Source organism: Acidovorax sp. GW821-FHT09B03 (assembly GCF_059418305.1).
On sequence record NZ_JBWKPP010000002.1, the window covers coordinates 39478 to 65818 of the forward strand.

The following is a 26341-nucleotide window of genomic DNA, read 5'->3' on the forward strand; positions in this document are numbered from 1 at the left end:
TTCATTCAACTTGCAGGGGGTCGGTGAAGACACCCGACTGGTAAAAGGTCTCGCCCCACAGCGGGTGCGCCATGGACAGCGTGAAGCGGAAGTCGCCGCCACCCAGGTCGGTATGGGTCACGCGGCACTGGCCGGGCGACAGCCATTGCGGTACCGGGATGCGCAGCCGGCCCAGCGCCAGGAAGAAGCGGCGGCTCTGGAAGACCAGGCTGCCGTCCTCCTCGAACACGTCGAGGGCCATGGCCAGGCCGCCGTCGGTGCGCTCCGTGAGTTGGCCGCCCGTGCCGGGCTCCTTGGTCGAGCGCACGGTGGCCGCGCCAGCTGCTTCTCCGAACACCCGTTCCCACACCACGCCGCCCTGGCCGTTGCTGCGCACCCGCACGGTGGCCGCCAGGCCCCAGGCCTGCAGGCCGGTAAGTGGGCTCCCGAAGGCGCGCGACAGGCCGGCGTACACCCGGCCGATGCCGGAGCAGCGCAGGTCCATGCGGCCGGTGAAGTCCACGTCGGGGTGGCCGGCACCGAAGCGCCGCCGCACGGCGGCCGGCAGGCGGGCCCAGCCCGCGGCACCCACGTAGTCGGCCAGGTCGAGGTGCCGCACGGCGTCGGCTGCGGGGGCGAAGGAGGGCAGGGCGGTGGAGGGCATGGCGGGTTTCCTGTGGGGGCTGTCTGCTCCTTCTTCTGCGAAAACCGGGCCAGCCCGCCGCGCTACCGCAAGTCGTTGATTCATTTGGCTTTTTGCCAGTGACTTGCATACTTCGTTTACAGTACGCGCAGGCCCTGTTGTCAACGCTGGCGACAGGTCTTTCGCACCGCCTGCCTGCACGCCATCCCATGCTCATCCGCGCCGTCCTTGGCTTCTCGATCGTCGAAACCCTGGCCCTGGCCGGCATGCTGCTGTGGTGGGCCGACCGGGTGGCCGGCGCCCGGCTGCTGGCCGCCTTCCTGACCGGCATCGCCATCTGGATCACGGGCAACGAGCTGCCCAACTGGATCGGGCCGGAGCACCAGCCGCTGACCTTCGCGCTGCTGGCCTTTGCGCCCCTCACCTCGGCCTTCTTCTTCCACTTCTGCGTGGTGTTCTGCCGCGTGCCGCTGCCGCGCTGGGGCGTGGCGGCGGCCTATGTGCTGGGTGGCTCGGCGACCCTGGTGGCGCAGGTGCTGCTGCCGGCCGAGCTGGTCCACAAGCCCCATGTGGGCTACATCGCCATCGCCAACACGGTGGGCTGGACGGCCAGCCTGGCTTGGGTCGTCCTGGGCACCGGCGGGGTCGCCGTGCTGCTCACGGCGCTGGCGCGCGCCCGGCGGCCGGCCTTCAACCAGATCGCGGCGGTGACCGCGTCCTGCCTGTGGGGCCTCTTGTGCCTGGCCGGCTACGGCATCGTGATCCTGGACCTGCCGGTCTACCCTTACCCGCTGCTGGGGCTGCCGTTCTATCCCGTGATCCTGGTCTACGGCATCCTGCGCTACGGCGTCTTCGTGTCCAACGCCTGGGCGCGCCGTGCGCTCGCCTGGGCCCTGCTGCTGGCCGCGGGCGCGGCCATGGTGGCGCTGATTCCGCTGCTGCCCATCGAATCGCGCTGGGCCGGTGGCCTGGTGGTGGCGGCCAGCTGCATTGCGCTGAACGGCCCCGTGCGCCAGTTCGCCGAGCGCCTGGTCTACCCGGGCGGCGCGGTCTCGGCGGCCGACCTGCAGTCCTGGCGCCAGGCGCTGCAGTCGGCCGACAGCATGCCGGCACTGGAGAACGAGGCCAGCACCTTGCTCAGCCGCCGCACGGGCACCCAGGTGCGGGTGCTGCTGGACGACGGCGCTGCCCCGCCCCCCGGCGACATGCCCTGCCTGCTGGGCACGCGCTCGGGCTCCGGCTGGGCCATCACCCTGCACGGCTGGGAGGCCGCGCCCCCGGGGCCGCGGCGTGTGGCCGAGCTGTTCGGCACGGTGGTCGCCGATTCCGCCGAGCGCGTGGCCCAGGGCGAGCAGATCGCAGCGCGCGAGCGTGAGCGCCAGCTGCAGGCGCGCCTGGCCGAGCTGGGCTCGCTGGCCGCCACCGTGGCGCACGACATCCGCAACCCGCTCAACATCATTGCCATGGCGGTGGCCACGGCCTCGCCCGAGGTGCGCCGCGAGGTGGCCAGCCAGGTGGGGCGCATCGCCCACCTGAGCAACGACCTGCTCGACTATGCCAAGCCCTGGAAGCTGGTGCCCCAGCGCTACGACCTGGCGGCCCAGGTGCGCGCTGCCGCCGCCAGGCTGCCGCACTGCACGCTGGGCGCTGCCCTGCAGGAGCCGCTCATGATCGATGGCGACCCGCGGCGCGTGGACCAGGCGCTGACCAACCTGCTTGAGAACGCACGCGCCGCATCCGGCGCCGAGGCCCCGGTGGCCGTGCACATCGACGCCGAGCAGCGCGCCGATGCCGTGCTGCTGCATGTCTGCGACGACGGCCAGGGCGTGCCCGAGGAGATCCGCCACCGGCTGTTCGAACCCTTCGCATCGCGCAGCCCCGGCGGCACGGGCCTGGGCCTGGCCATCGTGGCGCGCACCCTGTCGGCCCACGGGGGCACGGTGGCGCTCACGCAGCGGCCGCCCTGGACCACCTGTTTCACCCTGAGCTTCCCCCTGAACCATGCACACCCCTCCTGACGCTGCGGACAGCGGTCGCATCCTGCTGGTCGACGACGAGCCGGCCTTCCAGCGCCTGGGCGCCAACTTCTTGCGCGGGCTGGGCCACGAGGTGCTGGTGGCGGGCGACGCCGAGCAGGCCTTGGCCGCCTTCGCCACGCAGCCGGCGCCCGACCTGGTGCTGCTGGACCTGGCCATGCCGCCGTCGATGGACCCCGAAGCCGGGCTGGCGCTGGTGCCCCGCTTCGCGCGGGTGCCGGTGATCGTCTGGTCCGGCCACGGCGACCACGAGCTGGCCCTGCGCGCCGCCGAGCTCGGTGCCTGGGACTTCCTCACCAAGCCCATCGACCCGGACATGCTGCGCTTCGTCATCGGGCGGGCGCTGCGCAAGGCGAAGCTCGATGCCGAGCTGCGCGCCCTGCGCGCGGTGCAGGCCGGCGACGACATGGGCCTCATCGGCCAGGCCCAGGCCACCGTGCAGCTGCGCGCCATGGTGCGGCGCGTGGGGCCCACGCGGGTCAGCGTGCTGGTGCTGGGCCCCACCGGCAGCGGCAAGGAGCTGGTGGCGCGCGCCCTGCACGCCTGCAGCCCGCAGTCGGCCAGCGGCTTTGTCGCCATCCACTGCGGTGCGCTGTCGGCCGAGCTGCTGGAGAGCGAGCTCTTCGGCCACCTCAAGGGCAGCTTCACCGGCGCCTACCGTGACCAGCCGGGCCTGGTCGAGGTGGCCCATGGCGGCACCCTGTTCCTCGACGAGGTGGGCGAAATGCCGCCGCCCATGCAGGTCAAGCTGCTGCGCTTTCTGCAGGAGGGCACCTTCGTGCCTGTGGGGGGTCGCAGCCAGAAGAAGGCCGAGGTGCGCGTGGTGGCCGCCACGCACCGCGACCTGGAGGCCATGGTGCGCGACGGCAGCTTTCGCGAAGACCTGTACTACCGCCTCAAGGGCGTGGTGCTGCGCACTCCGGCGCTCAGCGAGCGGCCGGCCGACGTGCCGCTGCTGGCCACGCGCTTTTTGCACCGCGTGGCGCCGCGCGCCGGCTTGTCGGGCGATGCCCTGGCCTGGCTGGCCGCGCGCGAATGGCCGGGCAATGTGCGCGAGCTCAAGGCGCTGATCGAGGCCGCGGGCGCGCTGCTGCTCCAGGACCAGCCCGAGGTCGACGCACCGCTGCTGCGCCTGGCCGCAGGCGAGGCGGACGAGGGCCACCACGGCGCCGCCGAATCCGCAGCCCCGCTGGAAGGCTTGGGGCCGCTCGACGCGGCGCTGGCCGAGCTGGAGCGCCGGCTGGTGCGCGACGCCATGCAGTCGGCCGGTGGCAACCAGTCCGAAGCCGCGCGGCGCCTGGGCATTTCGCGCGTGGGGCTGATCAAGAAGCTGGCGCGCCTCGGCCTGCGCTAGCTTTCCCGGGCAAACGGCCCACGCGCTCGCTCAAAAATTCCACCAGCACGCGCACGCGCTGGGGCTGGTAGGGGCGCGCGGCGTAGAGCAGGTGCGCCTGCTGCGCCGGGCCTGTGTACCGGGGCAGCACGCGCACCAGCCGGCCATCGGCCAGCAGCTCGGCCACCATCCAGGTGGGCTGCAGCGAGATGCCGGCACCGGCCAGCACGCTTTCGAGCAGGGCCACGGCATGGTTCACGCGGTAGCGGCTGTGCACCGGCACGTTCACGGGGCCGGCCGGGCCCTGCAGCACCACCCCATCGTCGCCGGCCGCGTAGCGCAGGTAATCGTGCACCAGCAGGTCCTGCGGCTGGCGCGGTTTGCCGCGTGCGGCCAGATAGGCCGGCGCGGCCACCAGCACGCGCGGCCAAGTGCCCAGGTGGCGGGCGACCAGGTCCTGGGGCAGGGGGCCGCCCAGGCGCAGCGAGACGTCGATGCGCTCCTCCAGCGGGTGGATGAAGCGGTCGTCCAGGACCAGCTCCAGCGCGATGTCGGGGTAGGTGGCCAGGAACTCGCCGGCCATGGCGTTGAGCCGGCACTGGCCCAGGGCCACCGGCGCGCTCACGCGCAGCAGGCCGCGGGGCTGTGCGGTGCGCTGGTGCACATCGGCCACGGCCTCGTCATGGGCTTCGAGCATGCGCCGCGCGTGCTCGTGAAAGCGCTGGCCTTCTTCGGTCAGGCTCAGCCCCGCCGGGGCCCGGCGCAGCAGGCGCACGCCCAGCGACTGCTCCAGCCCCGCCAACAGCTTGCTCACCGTGGGCTGGGTGGTGTGCATGGCGCGCGCCGCGCCCGACAGGCTGCCCAGCTCCACGCTGTGAACGAAGGCCGCGAGCGCACGCAGGGTGTCCATGGGTATTCTTAAATCGAATGATGAGCATGCCATTTTGCCGTCTGTTCATGAATCGTGGAATGCAAGACAGTGGCACCTCTTTCAGCCCATCCGAGGATTTGTACCCATGAAGCCCCCTTCGAAAATCACCGCACGCATGCGCCACGCCATGCTGGCACTGGCCGTTGCCGCAGGCCACGCCGTTGCTGCACCCCCGGCTGCAACCGCGGAACACTGGAGCCCGAGCTGGATGGCCGCCCCCCAGCCCCTGTGGGGCGGCGACTTCGTGCTGCCGCTGGGCCTGCCCTTCCAGCACCACCGGCAGACCATCCGCCAGGTGGCGCGCCTGAGCATCGGCGGCACGCAGCTGCGCGTGGTGCTGAGCAACGAGGGCAGCAGCGTGCCGCTGCACATCGGCGCGGCGCGCGTGGCGCGCCATGCCCAGGGTGCTGGGGGATCGGCCACCGTGCCGGGCACGGACCGCCCGCTGCTTTTCGGCGGCCAGGCCGCCACCGTGGTGCCGCCCGGTGCGCGCTGGGTCAGCGACCCGGTGGACCTGCCCCTGCCTGCGCTGGCCGAGGTCGCCGTGTCGCTGTACCTGCCCCAGCCCAGCGCGCCCGCGGGCTTCCACTTCGATGCACGCCAGACGGCCTACGTGGCCGAGGGCGAGCACACCGCCGCCCTGCAGCTGCCGGCTACAGCCACCGCGTGGAGCACCCGCGTCTATGTGAGCGGCCTGGCGGTACAGACCCCGGCACCCGCCGCCGCCGTGGTGGTGCTCGGCGACTCCATCACCGATGGCAACGGCGCCACGCCCGGTGCGAATGCGCGCTGGCCCGATGCGCTGGCCGAGCGCCTGGCCGGGCAGGGCGTGGCCGTGCTCAATGCCGGCATCTCCGGCGGCAGGCTGCTGCGTGACGGCATGGGCCGCGCAGGCCTCACGCGGGCCACGCAGGACGTGTTCGCCCAGCCGGGTGTGCGCGCCCTCGTCGTGCTGCTGGGCACCAACGACATCGGCTGGCCCGGTGGCCCCTTCGCGCCCGGGGAGCCGGCGCTGCGCGCCGAGGAACTGGTGCAGGGCTACCGCCAGCTCATCGCCATGGCCCGCACCCACAATGTGCGTGTGGTGGGCGGCACCATCCCGCCGTTCGGCGATGCGCTGGCCGGCACGCCGCTGGCGGGCCATTACTCGCCCGAGAAGGACGCCGTGCGCCAGGCCGTGAACCGCTGGATCCGCGAGGCCGGGGCCTTCGACGCCGTGGTCGACTTCGATGCGCTGCTGCGCGACCCGGCCCGTCCCTCGCACCTGCGCGCCGAGATGGACTCCGGCGACCACCTGCACCCTGGGGATGCAGGCTACCGCGCCATGGCCGCGGCCGTCGACCTGGAGGCGCTGCTGGGGCGCTGAGGTCCGCCCACCAGGAACCTGCTACAACCGGTGGACAGCTGCGCCCGGGTGGCAGCGTTTTTCTGGAGAAGCCCGATGTCCCAGCACCCCCGCTTCAACGTCTTTGGCCGCATCGTCGAAGTGCAGCGCCACGGCGCACAGTGGCAGTCGTTCCTGATCGGCGCGGACGGCAAGCGCGCGCCGGCCGGGTGGGTGGTGCCCGATTTCATCGAGGCCGACGAGCTGGCCCAGTACCTGGCCGACCTGTTCCACGAAAGCGCCATGCCGCACAACGGCGAGGTGCACCGCATCAGCTAGCGGCGAGGTGCGGGATCATCCTGCTTCGGCAAGGTACACATACAGCCGGTTGCGCCCCATGGTCTTGGCCTGGTACATCGCGTTGTCGGCCTGGCGCAGCACCTCGTCCACCGTCAGGGTGTGGCCGGACACCAGGCTCACGCCGATGCTGGCCTCGCAGTGGTAGGGCTGCCCGCCGAGGTCGTAGGGTTCGCGCAGGGCGGCCAGCATGCTCTCGCCCACGGCCCGTGCCTTGTCGGTGGCCTCAGGGGCGTCCTGGCCCAGGCTTTGCAGCAGCACCACGAACTCGTCCCCGCCCAGGCGGGCCACGGTGTCCTGCTCGCGCACGCAGGCGCGCAGGCGCGTGGCCACCTCGCGCAGCAGCAGGTCGCCCACCGCGTGGCCGCGGCTGTCGTTGAGGGCCTTGAAATGGTCCAGGTCGATGAACAGGGCGGCCGCGATCTGGCCGCTGCGGCTGCTGGCCGCCATCACCTGCTCCAGCCGGTCGGTCAGCAGGCGCCGGTTGGGCAGCTGGGTCAGGGTGTCGTACAGGGCCAGGCGGCGCGCCTCTTCCTCGGCGGCCTTGCGCCGGGAGATGTCGATGTCGATGCAGAACATCTCCGGCTCCTGGCCTGGCACATGCACGTAGGCGTGGCTTGAGAACACGTCCACCGGCGAGCCGTCCTTGCGTTCGAGGCGCAGCTCGCCCGCGGGAATGGGTTCGCCCGAGCTGAACATGTGCGCGACCTGGGCCGCCACGGCCTCGTGCATGGGCTCGGGGATGATCAGCTCCAGCAGGTTCTTGCCCAGGGCCTCCTGCTCGGTGTAGCCGTACAGCTCCTCCGAGGCCTTGTTCCAGTAAGTGGTGGTGCCATCGGCCCGGTAGCCCTGCACCGACACCGAAGGGATGCCCAGCAGCAGCGAGCGAAAGCGCAGCTCCGATTCGTGCAGCGCCTGCTGCGCCTGCCAGCGCTCGGTGATGTCGCGCGCCAGGAAGAGCACGGCCGCCTGGCCATCGACTTCGGTGCCCAGGGGCTGCGCCCGCCCTTCGAAGTAGCGGATGCCCGAGGCCGTGTACACCGTGTATTCGAGCTTGCGCGGTGCGCCCGCGGCCAGCGTGTCCTGCAGCAGCTGCCCCAGCCGCTGGGCCTCGCTGGAGGGCAGCATGTCGTGCATGCGCTGGCCCACGCGCTGCGGCGCCCCTGCGGCATGCATGCCTTCGTGGTGTGAAAAAAGCTCCATGCAGCGGCCCTGGGCGTCGAGCACCACCAGCGCATCGGGGATCGCCTGGGTGATGGCCCGCAGGCGGGCGGCGCTGCCCACCAGGGCGAAGTCGGTGGCCTGGCGCTGCTCCACGTCGCGCAGCAGCAGGCCCAGCATGGCGGTGGCCACCGGAAAGATCATCAGGTAAGGCACGGCCACGGTGTCATTGATGCGCGCCGCCACCTCGGCTGGCAGCGCCTGGAACAGCCCGACCACCGCCAGGTGCAGCAGCACGCCGAAAACCAGCAGCGGCCAGATGCCCACGCCCAGTTGCCAGCGCTGGCGCGCATGGCGGTAGGCGAGGCCGGCGGCCACGCAGGTGGCAATGCTCAGCACCCCGACGAGGGCCCCGGCACCGCCCAGCCACATGCGCCAGGCGGCCGACAGGGCCCCGGCGATCAGCGCCACCGTGGTGCCGCCGAACAGTCCCGCCATGCACAGCACCACCGAACGCGCATCGATGATGACGCCGGGCGAAATGGTCAGGGGCGAGAGCATGCCCACGATGCAGATGCCGCCGAACAACAGCCCCGAGAAGGCCTTGCCCACCCGGGGGTGCCTGCGCCACAGGCGGATGTTGGCCCCGTGCAGAAAGCACAGTGCCAGCAGCAGGGCCGCGCCTTTGACCAGTTCGACGAACAAGGAACCTCCCCGCAGCCCGTGAGCGAAGTTCCATCATGTGGCAATTGCTGCCAGCGGTAAATGCTATTTTTGCCCGGGTTTTCCGCCATGCCGTCGGCCATGGCGCCCGGCTCCTCCTCAGGTCAGCAGCGCCTGGGCGAATTCGCGGGCATTGAAGGTTTCGAGGTCTTCGAGCTTTTCGCCCACGCCGATGAAGTACACGGGGATCGGGCGCTCCTGCGCGATGGCGGCCAGCACCCCGCCCTTGGCGGTGCCGTCGAGCTTGGTGACGATCAGGCCGGTGAGCTGCAGCGCATCGTCGAAGGCACGCACCTGGGCCAGAGCGTTCTGGCCAGTGTTGCCGTCGATCACCAGCAGCACCTCGTGCGGGGCCGTGGCATCGGCCTTGGTCACCACGCGGCGGATCTTCTTGAGCTCTTCCATCAGGTGCAGCTGCGTGGGCAGGCGCCCGGCCGTGTCGACCAGCACCACGTCCTTGCCCCGGGCCTTGCCGGCGGTCACCGCGTCGAAGCTCACGGCGGCAGGGTCGCCGCCCTCCTGGCTCACGATCTCCACCGTGTTGCGGTCGGCCCAGACGCCGAGCTGCTCGCGCGCCGCCGCACGGAAGGTGTCGGCCGCCGCCAGCAGCACGGCCGCGCCTTCGCCCGAGAGGTGGCGCGTGAGCTTGCCGATGGAGGTGGTCTTGCCCGCGCCGTTGACGCCCGCCACCATGATCACGGTGGGCGTGAACTGGCCGATCACCAGGGATTTCTCCAGCGGGCGCAGCAGGTCGGCCAGGGCATCGGCCAGCAGGCCCTTGACCAGGGCCGGGTCGGTGGTCTTGCTGTCCTTGACGCGGCGCTTGAGGTCGGTCAGCAGGTGCTGTGTCGCCTTGACGCCGGTATCGGCCATGAGCAGGGCTTCTTCGAGCTCTTCGTACAGGGCATCGTCGATCTGCGTGCCGGTGAACACGGTGGCGATGCTGCTGCCGGTCTTGCGCAGGCCGAGCTTGAGCCGGTCGAGCCAGCCCTTGCGCTCGGCCACCACGGGCGCAGGTGCGGGTACGACGGGTACGGGTGCGGGCAGGGGCGCCGGTGGGCGCACCACGGGGGCTGGAGCCGCCACGGAAGGGGCCACCGGGGCCGGTGCAGGGGACGGCACCCAGGGGGCCGGTGCTGCCGGCGTGGGCGTTGGCACGGGGGCGGCCACCGGCGCAATGGTGGCAGGGGGTGCCCAGGGGGCTGGCGCCGCAGGCACGGGCGCTGCCGTGGGGGCAGGGGGCAGTGCAGGGCTTGGGACAGGCGTGGGTGCGGGGGCCGGTACCGGCGCAATGGGCTGCGCCGGCGCAGGCTCCGCCTTGCCGCCAAAGGGGTTGCGCAGCCAGCCCAGGCCGGGGATGGCCGGTGCGGGCGCCGGGGCCGGGGCCGGCTGGGGCGCAGGTGGCTCGGGCTGGGCCGCGGGTGAGGAAGCAGGTGCCGGGGCTCCGGGCGCGGCCACCGATGGGGGCTCATCGGCAGGGGCGGGCGAGGTGGGGGGCTTTTTCTTGAAAAAACTGAACATTGGCGGGTTCTTAGAATCAGCCATTCTATGAAACGTGCTTTCACCCTACTGGGCCTGCTGGCCTGCTTCGGCGCCGGAGCCACCACCGCGGTGGTTTCTCCGGGTTCCCATCCATCGTCTGCAGCGGGCGGGGCCGTTGTGGCGCCGTCCGGGCCGGGAGGCGGCGGGCCGCGTGCCACGGCCTCCGGGGCGCAGCAGTTCACGCTGGCCAACGGCATGCAACTCATCGTGCAGCCCGACCACCGCGCCCCCACGGCGGTGCACATGGTCTGGGTGCGGGTGGGCTCCATGGACGAGGTGGACGGCACCTCGGGCGTGGCCCATGTGCTCGAGCACATGATGTTCAAGGGCTCCAAGACCGTGCCGCCGGGTGACTTCTCGCGGCGCGTGGCGGCCCTGGGCGGGCGCGAGAACGCCTTCACCAGCCGCGACTACACGGGTTACTACCAGCAGATCCCGGCCAACCGGCTCGAGGACGTGATGCGCCTGGAGTCGGACCGGTTTGCCCACAACCAGTGGCCCGACGCAGAGTTCAAGAAGGAAATCGAGGTGGTCAAGGAGGAGCGCCGCATGCGCACCGAGGACCAGCCGCGGGCCATGCTGGCCGAGCAGCTGTTTGCCGCCACCTTCACCGCCGCGCCCTACCGCCGCCCCATCGTGGGCTGGATGAGCGACCTCGACGCCATGACGCCGGACGACGTGCGCGCCTTCCACCGCCAGTGGTACACGCCCACCAACGCCGCCGTGGTGGTGGCCGGTGACGTGGACGTGGCCAAGGTGCGCGCGCTGGCCGAAAAATACTATGGCAAGCTGCCCACCCACGCGCTGCCCGTGCGCAAGCCCCGCGTGGAGCCGGTGCAGCAGGGCCTGCGCCGCATTGCGGTGAAGGCACCGGCCGAACAAGGCTATGTGGCCCTGGCCTTTCGCGTGCCGGCCCTGGAGCGCCTGCAGGACCTGCAGGAGTCCGACACCGACGCGCTGGCCCTGTTGATGTTGTCGGCCGTGTTCAGCGGCTACGACGGTGCGCGCCTGGAGCGCGCCCTGAGCCAGGGCGAGAACCGCGTGGCCGACAGCGTGGGCAGTTCGGCCATGGTCACGGGGCGCGGGCCGGCGCTGTTCATGTTCACCGGCGTGCCCACCGGTGGCAAGACCGCGCAGCAGGTCGAGGAGGGCCTGCGCGCCGAGGTGGCGCGCGTGGCGCGCGATGGCGTGAGCCAGGCCGAACTGGAGCGCGTGAAGACGCAGTGGATCGCCTCCACCGTCTACGAGCGCGACTCGGTCCACAGCCAGGCGCAGGAACTGGGCAGCAACTGGGTGCAGGGCTTCCCGCTCGACGCCGAGGAGCGCCTGCTGGAGCTGGCGCGCAAGGTCACGCCAGAGCAGGTGCAGGCCGTGGCCGCCAAGTACTTCGGCGACGACCAGCTCACCGTGGCCACGCTGCTGCCGCAACCGCTCGATGCCCCCCGTCCCCGCCCGGCCCCCAAGGCCGGTGCTGCTCGCCACTGAACCCCGGTCCCCCACCCATGATCAATTTCAAGAAACTGGCGGTCGGCACCGTGCTGGCCAGCAGCAGCGCGCTGTTCTACTGCGGCTCGGCCTGGGCCCTGCTGCCCATCCAGCACTGGACGGAGCCCAATGGCGCCCGCGTGTGGCTGGTGGAAAGCCCCGTCATCCCCATGGTGGACGTGCAGATCGACTTCGACGCCGGCAGCCGCCGCGACCCGGCGGCGCAGGCCGGCCTGGCCAGCGCCACGGCCTCCATGGCCTCCAAGGGCGTGAAGGCGCAGGGCGCAGAGCCCGCGCTCGACGAGAACGCCCTGGGCGAGGCCTGGGCCGACCTGGGCGCGAGCTTCGAGGCCGGTGCCGACAGCGATGCCATGCACTTTTCGCTGCGCTCGCTGACCGAGGCGCCGCTGCTGGACAAGGCCGCGCGCCTGGCGGCACGCCAGATCGCCGAGCCGAGCTGGCCGGGCGACATCTGGGCGCGTGACCGGGCGCGCTGGAGCGCGAGCATCAAGGAGTCGAACACCCGCCCCGCCACCGTGGCCGAAAAGGCCTTTGGCGCTGCGGTGTACGGCAGCCACCCCTATGGCGTGCGCACCACGGAAGAGACGCTGGCGCGCATCAACGTGGCCGACATGCAGGCCTTCCACGCCAGCGCCATCGCGGCCTGCCGCGCCAAGGTGAGCATCGTCGGTGCCGTCACGCGGGCCCAGGCCCAGACCCTGGTGGCCACGCTGCTGGCGCGCCTGCCCGCGGCATCGGCCTGCGCGCCCCTGCCCGCCGTGGGCGAGATCGCCGCGCTGACCGCGCCCGAGGAAAAGAACATCCCGTTTGCCTCGGCGCAGGCGCATGTGCTGATCGGCCAGCCCGGCTTTCCCCGCCGCGACCCCGACTTCATCGCGCTGCTGGTGGGCAACCACATCCTGGGCGGCGGCGGCTTCGTCTCGCGCCTGACCGAGGAGGTGCGCGAAAAGCGCGGCCTGAGCTACAGCGTGTACAGCTACTTCGCGGGCGGCCTGCATGCCGGGGCCTTCACCATCGGCCTGCAGACGCGCCCCGACCAGGCGGCCCAGGCCGTGAAGGTCTCGCGCGACGTGCTGGCCCGCTTCGTGGCCGAAGGCCCGACCGAGGCCGAGCTGCGCGCCGCCAAGGACAACCTGATCGGCGGCTTCGCGCTGCGCATCGACAGCAACAAGAAGCTCCTGGGCAACGTGGCCAACATCGCCTGGAACGACCTGCCGCTCGACTATCTGGACCGCTGGACCCAGCGCGTGGATGCGCTCACGGTGGCCGACATCCGCGCCGCCATGCAGCGCAAGCTGCAGCCCGAGCGCATGGTGACCGTGGTGGTGGGGGGCAAGCCATGAGCCGCTCGACCCTGCGCGGCGGCGCCATCAATGCCGAGATCCGCAAGGCCCAGGCAGCGGCCGCCGCGCCTGCCCCCAAGGCCGGTGCCAAGGCGGTTGCCAAGGACAAAAAGGCGGCCGCCGCGGCCCCCAAGGGTGCGGGCGAAATCCGCATCATCGGCGGGCAATGGAAGCGCACGCGCCTGCCCGTGGCCCAGCGCCCGGGCCTGCGGCCCACTCCTGACCGCGTGCGCGAGACCCTGTTCAACTGGCTCGGCCAGGACCTCGCGGGCTGGCGCTGCCTGGACGCCTTTGCCGGCACCGGCGCCCTGGGCTTGGAAGCCGCCTCGCGCGGTGCGGCCGCCGTGCAGCTGGTGGAGAGCGATGCGGCGCTGGTGGCGCAGCTCAACACCCTGCAGCAGCGCCTGGAGGCCAAGGCCGTGCGCGTGCAGCGCGGCGATGGCATTGCCGCGCTGCGCCAGGCCGCACCGGCCAGCCTGGACCTGGTGCTGATCGACCCACCGTTCGACGGCAACCTGTTCGATTCGGCACTGCAGGCGGCCGGCAAGGCCGTGGCGGCCGGCGGCTATGTCTACCTGGAGGCGCCCGTCGCCTGGACCGACGAGGGCCTGGCCGCCAGCGGCCTGGTGGTGTACCGCCACCTCAAGGCCGGTGCGGTGCATGCGCACCTGCTGCGGCCCGTGGGCGCCGCCAGCACGCCGGGCGACGCCAGCTGAGCTTCGTTCGCGCCGGCGTGCGCCTTGAGCCGTCGGGTGACAGGGCGGGAGTCTGGCTGCAGTCTTTTCGGCGCTGCGCAAGTGCCTTGCCGGGATGGGATGCTAGGCGCGGTGCGCAGTTGATAGCCCGGCTATCAACAAGCGCCGCAACGCCGCAGACCGCCCGGCAAGTCGCTTGCCCGAAGGGTTGGGGCGAAATCGGGCGATTGAACGTCTTGGCTGTTTGAACGAGCACGGTCCATGCGGCGCACCCCGCGCATCCACCCTTACCGATTTCGCTCCAACGCAGCGCCGAAAAGGCTGCAGCCAGGCTCTATGTTGCAGTGCACTGCATAATGCGGCCAAGCGGCCCGGCAGGCCCACAAGAGGCCGGGGCCAGTGCCCATTTCGCCGTACAGGAGACAACCCGCCATGGCCCAGAACGTGCTCGCCGTCTATCCCGGAACCTTCGATCCCATCACCCTGGGCCATGAGGACGTGGTGCGCAGGGCCACCCAGTTGTTCGAACGCGTGATCGTCGCCGTGGCTGCGGGCCACCACAAGAAGACCCTGTTCAGCCTGGACGAGCGCATCGACATGGTGCGCGAGGCGGTCAAGGCCTACCCCCAGGTGCAGGTGGAGAGCTTTTCGGGCCTGCTGCGCGACTTCGTCGTCTCGCGCGGCGGCAAGGCCATGGTGCGCGGCCTGCGCGCCGTGACCGACTTCGACTACGAATTCCAGCTCGCGGGCATGAACCGCAGCCTGATGCCCCAGGTGGAAACCGTGTTCCTGACCCCCAGCGACAAGTACCAGTTCATCAGCAGCACCTTCGTGCGCGAGATCGCGGTGCTCGGCGGCGAGGTGACCAAGTTCGTCTCGCCCTCGGTGGAGGAGCGGCTGGCCGTCAAGGTCCGCAGCCTGGCGCCCCAACCATGATCTGGCCGGTTTGCGTACGGCTCTTGCGTTACCAGCCAACATTTGAACGGCGCGCTGCCTAAGCCAAGACCGCCGCGCAAGGGCCGCCCCGCCGCGCTGGCGGTGTCCCCCTTCCCGAATGGCGCAGCCATTCGAGAGAAGGGGTGAAGGCGCGCAGCGCCTCAGGGGGTTGTACCCTATGCAGTCCAGCCGCCGCGCTGGAGCCATTGTGTCAACAGGGTGTTGACCACCTCGGGCCGTTCCATGGTCAGCATGTGGCCGCAGTCGGCCACCACCTCGAACTCGGCGCCGGGGACCAGGCCTGCGATTTCCTCGGAGCAGGTCAGGGGCGTGAGCTGGTCGGCCTCGCCGCAGACCACCAGCACCGGGCATTTCACCTCGGGCAGGTGCAGCCGGGCATCGGGCCGCGCGATGACGGCGCGGTTCTGCCGCACCAGTTGTTCGGCGCCCGCGCGCAGCACGAAATCGAGGTAGTCCTGCACCAGGTCGGCGCGCGCTGCGCTCGTGGGGTGGAAGGCGAAGGCCACGTTGGGCTCGATCACCTCGCGCACGCGCCCCTGCTCGAACAGTGCGATCGCCGCTTCGCGCAGCGCCTGCATCTCGGCCGTCTCCGGCCGGGCCGTGGTGCCCAGCAAAGCCAGCCCGAGGACGCGGCCCGGGGCCTGCCGTGCGGCTTCCATGGCGACCATGCCACCCATCGAGGCGCCGCACAGCAGCAGGAAGCCGGGGTATTGTTCCAGCAGCAGGGCCGCCATGGCTTGCACGGTCGTGGCCTCGGGCCGGGTGTGCACCTCGGTGATCTCCGGGCGCAGGGCCGCAGGCAGTACAGCGCTCTGGAAGCGCCACATCGTCGCATCCCCCGCCAGGCCGGGAATGAGCAAAAGTTGCGGTGCGGGGCTGGGCGGTGGATTGCGGGTCATCGTCATCGTCTTCGGGTCGGTCTTCAGGTCGTCAGCGTCGGTGTGGCTTGGTCCGCGGGTCACTCCAGCGCACTGGTGGCCAGGTGGGGCGCACCGCTGTCGGCAGGCTGCTGCGCCTCCTGCACCAGGTCGTGCACGAAGCGCAGCTTGACCATGGCGCCGGACGACAGGGCAAACGGGTAGGCGTCGTCCTGCCCCAGGCTGCGGTTCAGGCTGTTGAGCAGCAAGGTCAGCGGCACCCATTGGCGCACCAGGTCCTGGAAGTCCGGATGGCTGGCTGCGAACGGGTCGGTCACGTGGTGGCGCAGGGCCATGTGGGGGTCGGGCACGGTCACGGCGGTCTGGTAGCTGGCGGCGGTCTCCAGCAGGTCCACCATGTGCAGGTAGTGGGCCCAGGTCTCGGCCCAGTCTTCCCACGGGTGGGCGGCGGCGTAGGCACTGACGTGGTTCAGGAACCAGTCGTTGCCGTTGCTGCCCTTGGCATAGTGCGCGTCGAGCGCTGCGGCATAGTCCTGGCGCTCGTCGCCGAACAGGTTGCGGAAGGCGTCGAGCCGCTGCCCGTCGCGCACCAGTTGGTCCCAGTAGAAGTGGCCAGACTCGTGGCGCAGGTGGCCGATGAGGGTGCGGTAGGGCTCGCCCAGGGCGATGCGCCGGCGCGCGCGCTCGTCGTCATCGGCCTCGGCGACGTTGAGGGTGATGGTGCCGCCCTGGTGGCCGGTGAGGATGGCCGGCCCGCCCAGCAGGTCCGCCAGGAACTCGAACACCGGGCCCGAGCGACCGGGCACCGGCTCCAGCCCCAGGCGCGCAAGGGTGTAGAACAGCTGGCGCTTGGCCCCCTCGATCTGCTTCCAGCGGCGCAGGTTGGCCAGGTCCGACAGATCGGGCAGCAGGCGCGTCTGCCGGCACGAGACGCACAGCTGGGCATAGTCGTTGGACGGCACCGCGAAGTTGCAGGCGTCGTAGGTGGTGTGGTTGTGGCACATGCGGTACAGCCGGCCGCTGTACTGCGCCGTGCCGCGTTCACCCAGGCGCCGCCACAGGTCGGGGCCATCCTGGGGCGCGGGCGTGAGAGCCGCCATCGTCAGCTGGTCTGGCAGGAAGGCCAGCGCGCTGCCACAGTGCAGGCATTGCACGCTGTCGAAAAACACCAGATGACCGCAATGGTCGCAATTGAATACCCGCATGGTGTGAGCTTAAACCCAGACGCTGCGCGGCAGTGGACTCATTGGAGGGTCTTCCATGCAAATGGAGCTACAAGCCATGCCGCAATGGCAAAAGCGGGCCATGCGGTGAGGCAGGGCCAGCTGATTGTTCCTGTCCTTTGCAATGGGCGTGGCCTATGCCAGCGCCCCCGCGCAAGGGCCGCCCCGCCGCGAAGGCGGCATATCCAGCGCTTGCGCTGGGGGCGTCCCCCTCCCAGATTGCGAAGCAATATGAGAGAGGGGTGAAGGCGCGCAGCGCCTCAGGGGGTGTCCCCTATTACGGACGGACTACGATGCTGTTGCGCACTTCGCGCACATGCTTGGTGTTGCGGGCGATGTTTTCGGCCTGGTTCTTTTCAGAGGCCGACTTGGCGAAGCCCGACAGCTGCACCGTGCCGTTGAGCGTTTCCACGCTGATCGAGGTGGCCGATACCGTCTTGTCTTCGGCCATCTTGGCCTTCACGGCGGTGGTGATGCCGGCGTCGTCGACATAGGCACCGACGGTCTGCTGGTCGCGCGCGACCGAGCATCCGGTGGAGGTGACGATGGTGATGCCGGCGACGGCGGCAAAAGCGAGGGCACGTGCGTATTTCATGATTTGTCCTTCTGGGTTGGTTGTTGGCAAACGCGGGTGCTTTTTTTCAAGTGCAGCCTGTCGGTCTTTTGCACCCTCCATGACCGGTAGGCTGTGGGATGCTGGAGCAGCGGGCGGGTAGGCCTATTGCTCCAGCAGGTCTTTCAGTTCATCGGCATGCTCTTCCTCGTCGGCCAGGATGCCTTCGAGCATGCGGCGCGTCGTGGGGTCCTTGTCGCCGATGAGATCGATCATCTGGCGGTAGGCCTCCACGGCCACACGCTCTGCAACCAGGTTGGCACGCACCATGGCCTTGAGGTCCGAGGAGGTGTCGTACTGCGCATGGCTGCGCGAGAGCAGGGTGTCAGGCGCAAAGTCGGGTTCGCCACCGAGCTGCACGATGCGCCGTGCAATCTGGTCAGCGTGGCCGGACTCTTCGTTGGCATGGACCATGAATTCACTGGCGATGGCCGGCGATGACAGGCCGTGGGCCGTGAAGTGGTGGCGCTTGTAGCGCAACACGCACACCAATTCGGTGGCCAGGGCGTCATTGAGCAGCGAGATGATGTCCTCGCGATGCTCCGCGAACGCGGGGGTGACAGCCCCGTCGTCCAGGTTGCTCGTGGCCGCGGCCTTGAGGGCTGACTCATCGAGCACCATCTTGCGAGCGCGCTGACCGTGGGGATCGTTATTGTTTTGGGTGTTCATGGCAAAGCCTGAAAGGGGACGGTACAGCTCAGTAGGCCCGGCGGCGCGAGGCCATCAAGATCAGGCTCGCCGTGAGTGCCCCAACTCCCGCTGCGATCAAGATGGACTTGCCCGGCTGCTCGGCCACGTACTTGCTGGTGGCATCGGCCACTTCCTGCACCTGGCGGCGGGCACGGGCGCTGGCGTCGGCGGCATAGTCGATGCTGCGGCTGGCCAGTTCCTGGGCGCGGGCGGCTAGGTCGTCGATGGCCGGGTCGGCCTCGCGGCGCAGGGCACGTACCTTGTTCTCGGCCTTGTCCAGCGAGTCGTTGGCGACGCTGCGCGTGGTTTGCACTGCGTCCTGAGCGCTTTGCAGCACGTCGTCGGCGAGGCTGCGGGCTCCTGCGGCAACCTTGTTGGTGGCGGTTTGGATGGTCATTGGGTCACTCCTTGGTGTAGACGATGGGATGTTCGGTCAGCTCGGTCCGGGGCACTCAGCCCCTTCGCAGCAGGCCCATGACGAAGGTGACGACAGCCATGATCACGAACACGAAGAACAGGATCTTGGCAATGCCCACGGCACCAGCGGCAATGCCGCCGAAGCCGAAGATGGCTGCGATCAGTGCGATGACCAGGAAAACGACGGCGTAGTGCAGCATGTGCTTCTCCTTGTTGGTGCCGGAAGTCCGGCGAGTGGTGGAGCGCCTTTCTTTTCTTGGCGCCTGGGTCCAATGTAGGGGGCCCCTGTCGGCTGGAATGCCGGTGGCCGGCGCGCCCATTTGTCGGTGCCCGGACGCCTGGTGTGTAGGACACGGGCTTGCGCAAGGGTGCTGGGCGCGCGCGTACCCGGCCAGGCCAAGGAACTCCAGGGTCCAGGCCGTGTGGTCTTTTGCGAAGGGAGATAGAGACTGCTGCAGCGGCCTCAGGCAGCGCAGCGGGTTGCCGGGTGGCTGTGCTCAGCCCTGCAGCGGCAGGATGGCCGAGACCAGCGCGCCGTTGCCTGGGCGCGAGGTGATGGTCAGGCGCCCGCCGGCGGCCTCCACGCGGTGGCGCATGCCGGCCAGGCCGTGGGACGAGGGGCTTACGCTGGCCGGATCGAAGCCCTGGCCATCGTCGCGCACCTGCACCGCCACATGCTTGGGGTGGCTGTGCACGGAGACCAGCACCTTCTGCGCCTTGGCGTACTTGCCGATGTTGGTCAGCGACTCCTGCACCAGCCGGTAGACGGTGAGCTGCGTGGGCTCGGGCAGCTGCACCGGCTCCAGGCTGGTTTCCACCTCGATGCCGGCGCGCTCGCCGTATTCGCGCGCGAGTATCTCGATGGCCGCGGTGAGCCCCAGGTTGGACAGGGACGAGGGGCGCAGGTCCTCGATGATGCGGCGCTTGAGCGCGATGCCGCTGTTGAGGGTTTCGGTCAGGTGCCGCAGGCGCTCGGCGATCTCGGGCACCTGGGTGTCGATCTTGGATTTGAGGCGCGCCACGTCGAGCTTGGCGGCCGTGAGCAGGGCGCCCAGTTCATCGTGCAGCTCGCGCGCCAGGTGGCCGCGCTCGTCCTCGCGCACCTGTTGCAGGTGGCTCGCCAGCTCGGACAGCGTGGCCGTGCGCTCGCGCACCAGGCCTTCGAGCCGGTCGCGCTCGCGCTCCAGCAGCAGTTGCTCGCGCAGGCTGAACTCCTGCAGCGCGGTGGCCTGGCGCAGGTACATGAAGAAGGCCAGCAGGCCGATGGCGGTGACCGTGGCGATGCCGATGCGCGACAGCATCAGCGAGCGCAGCACCTGCGCCTGTCCCTGCTTGACGACGACGGCACTGCGGTCGATGAGGGCCTGGGCATGCTTGCGGATGGCCTCCATGTTCTCCATGCCCACGTCGGTGTGCAGGATGAACTTCCAGGCATCTTCATTGCCCTGGCGGCGCAGCTTGAGGCTGAGCTCCATCTCGGCGAGCTTGCGCGAGATCTGGCGCGACAGCATGGACAGTTCCTGCATGTCGTCGGGCGAGTCGAGGAACTGGTTGCGCAGGTTATCGAGGTCCTGCTGCACGCTGGCCAGCGCCTTGTCGTAGGGCTCCAGGTAGCGGTCGTTGCCGGTGAGCAGGTAGCCGCGCTGGCCGGTCTCGGCATCCAGCATGCTTTGCAGCAAACGGTTCAGGGCGCCGTGCGTCACCTGGCCGTGCGCCATCTGCGTGACGGCGCCCTGCGAGCGCATGTGACCGACCTCGTTGATCCCCACCAGCACCATGGCCGCGAGCAGCGCCATGGGCAGGCTCAGGGCCATCTTTCGGACTTTGGGCAGCAAGTCCCTGGCGATCTCTTGCAAATTCATATGCGTTATTCTGGATAATGGCCACAGACCGGCCCATGGCGCTGCCCGAGGGTGGGTGATCGCAACGCAGGTGCATTCAACAAAAATTGGGAGTGGGCAGTCCCCTCCCTGAAAGAACGCTCAATGATCAAGATCGGCATTGTGGATGACCATGCAATTGTTCGCTCCGGACTGCGCCAGTTCCTGTCCGAGCACGTGGACCTGCGCGTGGAAGGCGAGGCCTCCAACGGCCGCGAAGCCATCGACCTGGTGCGCACCCATGAGATCGACGTGCTGCTGATGGACCTGTCCATGCCCGGCCAGAGCGGCCTGGACGCCCTGGCCATGCTGCGTGCCAAGGCGCCGGACATGGGTATTTTGATCCTCAGCGGCTACCCCGAAGAGCATTACGCGATCAACCTCATCCGCCAGGGCGCCAGCGGCTACCTGAACAAGGAGTGCGATCCCGCCGAGATCGTCGAGGCCATCCGCATCATTGCCCTGGGCAAGCGCTACCTGACACCGGCCGTGGCCGACCTGCTGGCCCAGCAGCTCAACCGCAAGGACGACGCCCCGCCGCACGAGCAGCTGTCGGAGCGCGAGTTCCAGGTGTTCCTCAAGCTGGCCAAGGGCGAGACGGCTGGCGACATCGCCAAGTCGCTGTCGCTGAGCGTGAAGACGGTGAGCACCTACCGCACGCGGCTGATGGAAAAGATGAGCCTCTCGTCCAACAGCGATCTGACCTACTACGCGCTGAAAAACCGCCTCATCGACTAAGCGCGCCACTGCCGCCCGGCGGCAGGCACGCCAAGGCGTGCATGCCGCAGCGGCCCTGCGCAGGCGGGCGCGGTTCTTCATCGGGAGGGGCGGGCAGGCTGGCGCAACGCCAGCGTACTCAATGGTCGCCGCGCAGGGGTATGCGGGCGATGTGGGCGGGGTGTACGCTGCCATGCTCTATGCAGTAGTCCACCAGGGCATCGATTTCATTGGATTTGTCGAACACCGCATCCACGCCCAGCTGGGCGCAGCGCATGCGGATGTCGGGGGTGGCATAGTTGCTCAGCACCACCATCTTCTGGTGCGGGGCACGGTCGCGGCAGGCAGCGAGCACGCCCAGGCCGCTGCCCTGGCGCAGGAACAAGTCGACGATGGCCAGGTCCCATTGTTCCTGGTGGCCGGTGAGCCAGCCCTTGCCCTCGTCCTCGGTCTCGGCCACGCCTACCGCCTCGACTGACGCCAGCTCTTCCAGGGTACCGATGAGGTTCTCCCGAATGGTGGCATTGTCTTCAACGATGTACGTGCGGAGTTTCACTACCTGATCCATAAGACGGCCGGTACAAGCAAACCCGGGCCTGGTTCTGAATTTAACCGAAGCGTGCCTGCCATTCTGACAGCAGCCGCGCGCGGCCAGCGTAGGAGGGCTCCTACGGTGACGCGCACACGCCACATCCCGGTGCGCGCTGCACGTGCATGGTGCTCCATTCCATCGAGCGGCCGTCCAGCATCATCAGCCGCCCGGCCAGCGTGGGGCCCACGCCGGTGATGAGTTTCAGGGCCTCGGCCGCCTGCATGGTGCCGATGATGCCCACAAGCGGCGCGAACACCCCCATGAGCGCGCAGCTGACCTCCTCGAACTCGGCGTCCGGCGGGAAGATGCAGGCATAGCAGGGCGCCTGGCCGCTGCGCGGGTCGATCACCGTGATCTGCCCGTCGAAGCGGATCGCCGCCCCGGCCACCAGCGGCACGCCGTGGCGCACGCAGGCCGCGTTCACCGCGTGGCGGGTGGCGTAGTTGTCGCTGCAGTCCAGCACCACGCTGGCGCCGGGCAGCAGCTGGTCGAGCAGGGCGGCATCGGCGCGGGCCTCGATCGCCCGGACCTCGACCTCGGGGTTGATGGCGGCAATCGCCTGCGCGGCCGACTGGACCTTGGGCGTGCCAACGCGCGCCGTGGTGTGCGCGATCTGGCGCTGCAGGTTGGTCAGGTCCACCGTGTCGTCGTCCACCAGGGTGATGCGCCCGATGCCGGCAGAACCCAGGTACAGTGCCGCCGGCGAGCCCAGGCCCCCGGCGCCGACGATGACGGCATGGGCGGCCAGCACGCGCTCCTGGCCCTCGATGCCGATCTCGTCGAGCAGGATGTGGCGCGAATAGCGCAGGAGCTGGTCATCGGTCATGGGGCGTCGTGCTCTGGGGGCGGGCTGCAGGTCGGGCTGCGATTGTGCGGGAGATTGCGTCCCGGTGGTGGCGGGCGTGAAAAAGGCCGGGCTCCCTGGGGAGACCGGCCTTGTGCGGGTGGGAGCTGTGCTCGGGGAAGAACTCAGTTTTCCTTCTTTTCTTCCTTGCGCTCGGTCAGCGTCTTGCTGACCAGCACGGGGCGGCCCTTGAGCTGGTTCAGGGCCTGCACGAGCTGGAAGTCCTTGTCGGTGCCGAATTCTGGCGGCTTGCGGTCGGCGGCCGGCTTCTTGGCTTCTTCTTCCAGGCGCTTGCGTGCCTCTTCGCGGGCCTTTTCACGGGCGGCATCCTTCTTTTCCTCGCCCTGGCCGCTGCCCAGGTGCTTGTCCAGGTCGGCCTCGCGCATGCGCAGGGCGGCGAACACATTGCCTTCCTCGGACTCGTCGATCATCACGTCGGGCACGATGCCCTTGGCCTGGATCGACTTGCCGCTCGGGGTGTAGTAGCGCGCCGTGGTCAGCTTGATGCCGGTGTCCGGGCCCAGGGGGCGCACAGTCTGCACCGAGCCCTTGCCGAAGGTCTGGCTGCCCATGATGGTGGCGCGCTTGTGGTCCTGCAGCGCGCCGGCCACGATCTCGCTGGCCGAGGCCGAGCCTTCGTTGACCAGCACCACCATGGGGACCGACTTGATGGCGGCCGGCAGGCGGCGCAGGGGGTCGCCCCCGCTGCGGCGCTGGTAGTACTCGGGCGCCGCCTTGTAGGTGGACTTGCTTTCGGCCAGCTGGCCGTTGGTCGTGACCACCGTGACGTTCTCGGGCAGGAAGGCGGCCGAGATGGCCACGGCCGCGTCGAGCAGGCCGCCCGGGTCGTTGCGCAGGTCGAGCACCAGGCCCTTCACGTTGGGGTCCTGCTTGTAGATCTCTTCGACCTTGCGCACGAAGTCGTCCACCGTGCGTTCCTGGAACTGCGACAGGCGAATCCAGCCATAGCCGGGCTCGATCACCTTGCCCTTGACGGACTGGGTCTTGATCTCTTCGCGCGTGATGGTCACCGGGAAGGTGCGGCTCTCGTCCTTGCGGAAGATCGTCAGCGTAACCTTGGTGTTGGGTTCGCCGCGCATGCGCTTGACGGCGTCGTTCAGGGCCAGGCCCTTGACGGCGGTCTCGTCGATCTGGGTGATCAGGTCGTTGGTCTTCAGGCCCGCGCGGAACGCGGGTGAGCCTTCGATGGGGGAGACCACCTTGATCAGCCCGTCTTCCTGGGTGATCTCGATGCCCACGCCCACGAAACGGCCGGAGGTGCCTTCGCGGAATTCCTTGAAGGACTTCTTGTCGAAATACTGGGAGTGCGGGTCCAGGCTGGCCACCATGCCGGAGATGGCATCGGTGATGAGCTTCTTGTCATCGACCGGCTCGACGTAGTCGGTCTTGACCAGGCCGAACACGGCCGACAGCTGCTGGATCTCTTCCAGCGGCAGGGGCGTCATGGCACCGCGCGCAACGGTCTGCAACGACACCGTGGTGAGCGCTCCAGCCACCACACCTACCGACACCCATCCTGCTATTTTGAGTTTGTGGCCCATAGAACACCTTTACCGCATCAATATACACCTGGGAAGCTGGCCGGATGCCTTTTTTACACGCCTGTGAAAACAAGCGTTTCAAAAAGGCCTCCGTCCACTTCTTAGAAGGGCCCAACCCGCCGCAGTTCCGCGCCGGGACTCGCTTTCGCAGGTCAGAAGGGGGCAATTGGCGGGCTTTACCCCCGCTTTACGCCGATTTCTAGGCCTTGCCTTGCGAAGCCACCGCCGCGGCGGCCTTGGCCGCTGCTTCAGCGTCACCCAGATAGTAGTGGCGGATGGGCTTGAGGCCCTCGTCCAGTTCGTATACCAGTGGAATCCCGTTGGGAATGTTCAGGCCCACGATCTCGTCGTCCGAGATGTTGTCCAGGTACTTGACCAGGGCGCGGATGGAGTTGCCGTGCGCCGCCACCACCACGCGCTTGCCGCCCTGGATGGCCGGGGCGATGGACTCGTTCCAGAACGGCAGCACGCGCGCCACGGTGTCCTTGAGGCACTCGGTCAGCGGCACCTGGCCGGCGTCCAGGCGGGCATAGCGCACGTCGCTGCGCTCGCTGCGCGGGTCGGTGGCTTCCAGCGCCGGCGGCGGCGTGTCGTAGCTGCGGCGCCAGACCAGCACCTGCGCATCGCCGTACTGCTTGGCCATGTCGGCCTTGTTCAGGCCCTGCAGGGCGCCGTAGTGGCGCTCGTTCAGGCGCCAGCTGTGCACCACGGGCAACCAGGTGCGGTCCATCTCGTCCAGGGTGTGCCACAGCGTGCGCGTGGCGCGCTTGAGCACGCTGGTGTAGGCCACGTCGAACTCGTACCCCTCGGCCTTGAGCAGGCGGCCGGCGTTCTTGGCCTGGTCCACGCCCGTGGGGGTCAGGTCCACGTCGGTCCAACCGGTGAAACGGTTTTCAAGGTTCCAGGTGGATTCGCCGTGGCGGATCAGTACGAGTTTGTGCATGGTTTCCCTTGGAGGAGCGGGTCAAAACCATACATTTTAGAATTGCACCGTTCGCCAACCCAAGGAATCTCCGTGAAATTCATTATCGACAACTGGTATCTGGTCTTCGTGGCACTGGCTTCGGGCAGCATGCTGATGTGGCCTTTGCTCAAGAACGCCAGTGGCGGTTCGCTCACCCCGGCCGGGGCCGTGCAGCTCATCAACCGCGAAAAAGCCGTCGTCATCGACGTCTGCGAGACCGAAGAGTTCGCTGCCGGCCACGTGGGGGGCGCCAAGAACATCCCGCTGAACCAGCTCGAAGAGCGCCTGGCCACCACGGTGAAGAACAAGGCCCTGCCGCTGGTGCTGGTATGCGCCACGGGCGCACGCGCCAACCGTGCCGTGGGCATTGCCAAGAAGCTCGGCTACGAGAACGTGCAGGCCATGGCCGGCGGCCTCAAGGCCTGGCGCGAGGCCAGCCTGCCCGTTGAAAAGGCCTGAAGCGCCCCGAGATGACAGGGGCGGGCGCCCGGCGCCTCCCCTCCATCGCTCCGTGGCAGCAGCGGCTGCCCCCTATGAAAGATGCCCACCATGCAACCCGTGAAGATGTACACCACCGCCGTCTGCCCCTACTGCATCCGTGCCAAGCAGATCCTCAAGTCCAAGGGCGTGGAGCAGATCGAGGAGATCCGCATCGACACCGATCCGTCGGCCCGCACCACCATGATGGAGATTACCGGGCGGCGCACCGTGCCGCAGATCTTCATCGGCGACACCCATGTCGGCGGCCACGACGACCTGGTGGCGCTGGACGGCCGCGGTGGCCTGATGCCGCTGCTCGGAGTCCAGTGATCGGCTAGGCCCGTCTTCGGGCGCTGCATAATGCAGCCCCATGTGCCCGCTGCGGGAGCCCTTCCCCGGCGGGTTTCGTTTTGTCACCCGCTCGTTGTTTGAGCACAAGAGACTTATCAACCATGGCCGACCAAGAAAATCCCGTTTTCCAGATCCAGCGCGTCTACCTCAAGGACATGTCGCTCGAGCAACCGAACTCCCCCGGCATCCTGCTGGAGCAGGAACAGCCCAGCGTGGACATCCAGCTGGGCGTGGAAGCCACTCCCGTGGCCGAAGGCATCTTCGAAGTCGCCGTGACCGCCACCGTGCAGACCAAGGTCAAGGACAAGACCGTGTTCCTGGTCGAAGCCAAGCAGGCCGGCATCTTCGAGATCCGCAACATCCCTGAAGACCAGATGGGCGCCATCATGGGCATCGCCTGCCCGCAGATCGTCTACCCCTACCTGCGCGGCAACGTGGCCGATCTGATCAACCGCGCCGGCTTCCCGCCCGTGCATCTGGCCGAAATCAACTTCCAGGCCATGTTCGAGCAGCAGCAAGCCCAGGCCGCGGGCAATCCGTCGCCCATCATCACGCAGTAAGCGTGGTTCGCGGGGGCGCAGCATGCCGTCCCCGCCGCTT

Annotated in this window: 27 protein-coding genes; 12 read left to right on the top strand and 15 right to left on the bottom strand. The window is 69.0% G+C overall.

Annotation, left to right across the window (positions count from 1 at the left end; genetic code table 11):
• Position 1: 1 nt before the first annotated feature.
• The gene (locus AC07PA_RS03530; RefSeq protein WP_494604196.1) at positions 2–643 is read right to left on the bottom strand and encodes a DUF4166 domain-containing protein; all 642 of its coding nucleotides are present in this window, start codon (positions 641–643) and stop codon (positions 2–4) included.
• A 188-nt stretch (positions 644–831) separates the two neighbouring features.
• On the opposite strand from AC07PA_RS03530, the gene AC07PA_RS03535 reads away from it, so the two are divergent.
• Complete coding sequence (locus AC07PA_RS03535) at positions 832–2640, top strand: sensor histidine kinase (RefSeq protein ID WP_494604198.1); 1809 nt, start codon at positions 832–834, stop codon at positions 2638–2640.
• Positions 2624–4012 (top strand): sigma-54-dependent transcriptional regulator, encoded by a 1389-nt coding sequence (locus AC07PA_RS03540; protein WP_494604200.1) that lies wholly within the window; start codon positions 2624–2626, stop codon positions 4010–4012. Before AC07PA_RS03535 ends, AC07PA_RS03540 begins: the two co-directional genes overlap by 17 nt.
• Here AC07PA_RS03540 and AC07PA_RS03545 read toward each other — a convergent pair.
• Positions 3981–4901 carry a LysR family transcriptional regulator gene (locus tag AC07PA_RS03545; protein ID WP_494604202.1) on the bottom strand — a complete coding sequence of 307 codons (921 nt, stop codon included), beginning with the start codon at positions 4899–4901 and terminating at the stop codon, positions 3981–3983. The two genes, AC07PA_RS03540 and AC07PA_RS03545, sit on opposite strands and share 32 nt — an antisense overlap.
• 106 nt (positions 4902–5007) lie before the next feature.
• On the opposite strand from AC07PA_RS03545, the gene AC07PA_RS03550 reads away from it, so the two are divergent.
• Positions 5008–6288: an SGNH/GDSL hydrolase family protein gene (locus AC07PA_RS03550; protein WP_494604204.1), complete on the top strand. Its 1281-nt coding sequence runs from the start codon at positions 5008–5010 to the stop codon at positions 6286–6288.
• 75 nt (positions 6289–6363) lie between these two features.
• Positions 6364–6585: a DUF7661 family protein gene (locus AC07PA_RS03555; protein ID WP_007861526.1), complete on the top strand. Its 222-nt coding sequence runs from the start codon at positions 6364–6366 to the stop codon at positions 6583–6585.
• Between the two features lie 15 nt (positions 6586–6600).
• On the opposite strand, the gene AC07PA_RS03560 is transcribed toward AC07PA_RS03555, so the two are convergent.
• Together AC07PA_RS03560 and ftsY are read right to left on the bottom strand one after the other, a co-directional pair.
• Complete coding sequence (locus tag AC07PA_RS03560; RefSeq protein WP_494604206.1) at positions 6601–8469, bottom strand: diguanylate cyclase domain-containing protein; 1869 nt, start codon at positions 8467–8469, stop codon at positions 6601–6603.
• 117 nt (positions 8470–8586) lie between these two features.
• Positions 8587–10008, bottom strand: coding sequence for a signal recognition particle-docking protein FtsY (ftsY, locus tag AC07PA_RS03565; protein ID WP_494604208.1), 1422 nt, complete (start codon positions 10006–10008; stop codon positions 8587–8589).
• 27 nt (positions 10009–10035) lie between these two features.
• Between ftsY and AC07PA_RS03570 the strand changes: the two genes are divergently transcribed.
• The 4 genes from AC07PA_RS03570 (at position 10036) to coaD (ending at position 14509) form a co-directional block, all read left to right on the top strand.
• Positions 10036–11514 carry a M16 family metallopeptidase gene (locus tag AC07PA_RS03570; protein ID WP_494604210.1) on the top strand — a complete coding sequence of 493 codons (1479 nt, stop codon included), beginning with the start codon at positions 10036–10038 and terminating at the stop codon, positions 11512–11514.
• A 17-nt stretch (positions 11515–11531) separates the two neighbouring features.
• Positions 11532–12878 (top strand): M16 family metallopeptidase, encoded by a 1347-nt coding sequence (locus AC07PA_RS03575; RefSeq protein ID WP_494604212.1) that lies wholly within the window; start codon positions 11532–11534, stop codon positions 12876–12878.
• Positions 12875–13594: a 16S rRNA (guanine(966)-N(2))-methyltransferase RsmD gene (rsmD, locus tag AC07PA_RS03580; RefSeq protein ID WP_007861532.1), complete on the top strand. Its 720-nt coding sequence runs from the start codon at positions 12875–12877 to the stop codon at positions 13592–13594. The genes AC07PA_RS03575 and rsmD overlap by 4 nt, the downstream gene beginning before the upstream one ends.
• Before the next feature lie 411 nt (positions 13595–14005).
• A complete protein-coding gene (coaD, locus tag AC07PA_RS03585) occupies positions 14006–14509 on the top strand; it encodes a pantetheine-phosphate adenylyltransferase (protein ID WP_007861533.1) in 504 nt (167 codons plus the stop codon).
• Positions 14510–14685: 176 nt separating this feature from the next.
• Here coaD and AC07PA_RS03590 read toward each other — a convergent pair whose 3' ends face one another.
• From AC07PA_RS03590 to AC07PA_RS03620, 7 genes are all read right to left on the bottom strand, one after another.
• Complete coding sequence (locus tag AC07PA_RS03590) at positions 14686–15435, bottom strand: alpha/beta fold hydrolase (protein WP_494604215.1); 750 nt, start codon at positions 15433–15435, stop codon at positions 14686–14688.
• A gap of 53 nt (positions 15436–15488) precedes the next feature.
• Positions 15489–16613 (bottom strand): zinc-binding metallopeptidase family protein, encoded by a 1125-nt coding sequence (locus AC07PA_RS03595; protein WP_494604217.1) that lies wholly within the window; start codon positions 16611–16613, stop codon positions 15489–15491.
• Positions 16614–16908: 295 nt separating this feature from the next.
• On the bottom strand, positions 16909–17226 hold the full coding sequence (locus AC07PA_RS03600) for a BON domain-containing protein (RefSeq protein WP_494604219.1): 318 nt from the start codon (positions 17224–17226) through the stop codon (positions 16909–16911).
• Positions 17227–17349: 123 nt separating this feature from the next.
• Positions 17350–17913, bottom strand: a complete 564-nt coding sequence (locus tag AC07PA_RS03605; protein ID WP_494604221.1) for a ferritin-like domain-containing protein — start codon at positions 17911–17913, stop codon at positions 17350–17352.
• Positions 17914–17941: 28 nt separating this feature from the next.
• Positions 17942–18331: a DUF883 domain-containing protein gene (locus tag AC07PA_RS03610; protein ID WP_145695635.1), complete on the bottom strand. Its 390-nt coding sequence runs from the start codon at positions 18329–18331 to the stop codon at positions 17942–17944.
• A 55-nt stretch (positions 18332–18386) separates the two neighbouring features.
• The gene (locus AC07PA_RS03615) at positions 18387–18551 is read right to left on the bottom strand and encodes a DUF1328 domain-containing protein (RefSeq protein WP_007860309.1); all 165 of its coding nucleotides are present in this window, start codon (positions 18549–18551) and stop codon (positions 18387–18389) included.
• Positions 18552–18848: 297 nt separating this feature from the next.
• Positions 18849–20213, bottom strand: a complete 1365-nt coding sequence (locus AC07PA_RS03620; protein WP_494604224.1) for a sensor histidine kinase — start codon at positions 20211–20213, stop codon at positions 18849–18851.
• Between the two features lie 123 nt (positions 20214–20336).
• On the opposite strand from AC07PA_RS03620, the gene AC07PA_RS03625 reads away from it, so the two are divergent.
• On the top strand, positions 20337–20969 hold the full coding sequence (locus AC07PA_RS03625) for a response regulator (protein WP_007860319.1): 633 nt from the start codon (positions 20337–20339) through the stop codon (positions 20967–20969).
• Positions 20970–21087: 118 nt separating this feature from the next.
• On the opposite strand, the gene AC07PA_RS03630 is transcribed toward AC07PA_RS03625, so the two are convergent.
• From AC07PA_RS03630 to gpmA, 4 genes are all read right to left on the bottom strand, one after another.
• Positions 21088–21504 (bottom strand): response regulator, encoded by a 417-nt coding sequence (locus AC07PA_RS03630; RefSeq protein WP_494604226.1) that lies wholly within the window; start codon positions 21502–21504, stop codon positions 21088–21090.
• 112 nt (positions 21505–21616) lie between these two features.
• Entirely contained in the window at positions 21617–22366 is a 750-nt protein-coding gene (locus AC07PA_RS03635) for a HesA/MoeB/ThiF family protein (RefSeq protein WP_494604228.1), read from the bottom strand.
• Positions 22367–22509: 143 nt separating this feature from the next.
• On the bottom strand, positions 22510–23946 hold the full coding sequence (locus AC07PA_RS03640) for a S41 family peptidase (RefSeq protein ID WP_007860323.1): 1437 nt from the start codon (positions 23944–23946) through the stop codon (positions 22510–22512).
• Positions 23947–24145: 199 nt separating this feature from the next.
• Positions 24146–24889 (bottom strand): 2,3-diphosphoglycerate-dependent phosphoglycerate mutase, encoded by a 744-nt coding sequence (gene gpmA, locus AC07PA_RS03645; RefSeq protein WP_007860325.1) that lies wholly within the window; start codon positions 24887–24889, stop codon positions 24146–24148.
• Between the two features lie 72 nt (positions 24890–24961).
• Here gpmA and AC07PA_RS03650 point away from each other — a divergent pair, with 72 nt between their 5' ends.
• From AC07PA_RS03650 to secB, 3 genes are all read left to right on the top strand, one after another.
• Complete coding sequence (locus AC07PA_RS03650; RefSeq protein ID WP_145695631.1) at positions 24962–25369, top strand: rhodanese-like domain-containing protein; 408 nt, start codon at positions 24962–24964, stop codon at positions 25367–25369.
• Between the two features lie 90 nt (positions 25370–25459).
• Positions 25460–25720 (top strand): glutaredoxin 3, encoded by a 261-nt coding sequence (gene grxC / locus AC07PA_RS03655; protein WP_007860329.1) that lies wholly within the window; start codon positions 25460–25462, stop codon positions 25718–25720.
• Between the two features lie 122 nt (positions 25721–25842).
• The gene (gene secB, locus AC07PA_RS03660) at positions 25843–26301 is read left to right on the top strand and encodes a protein-export chaperone SecB (RefSeq protein ID WP_007860332.1); all 459 of its coding nucleotides are present in this window, start codon (positions 25843–25845) and stop codon (positions 26299–26301) included.
• The last annotated feature ends 40 nt before the right edge of the window (positions 26302–26341 follow it).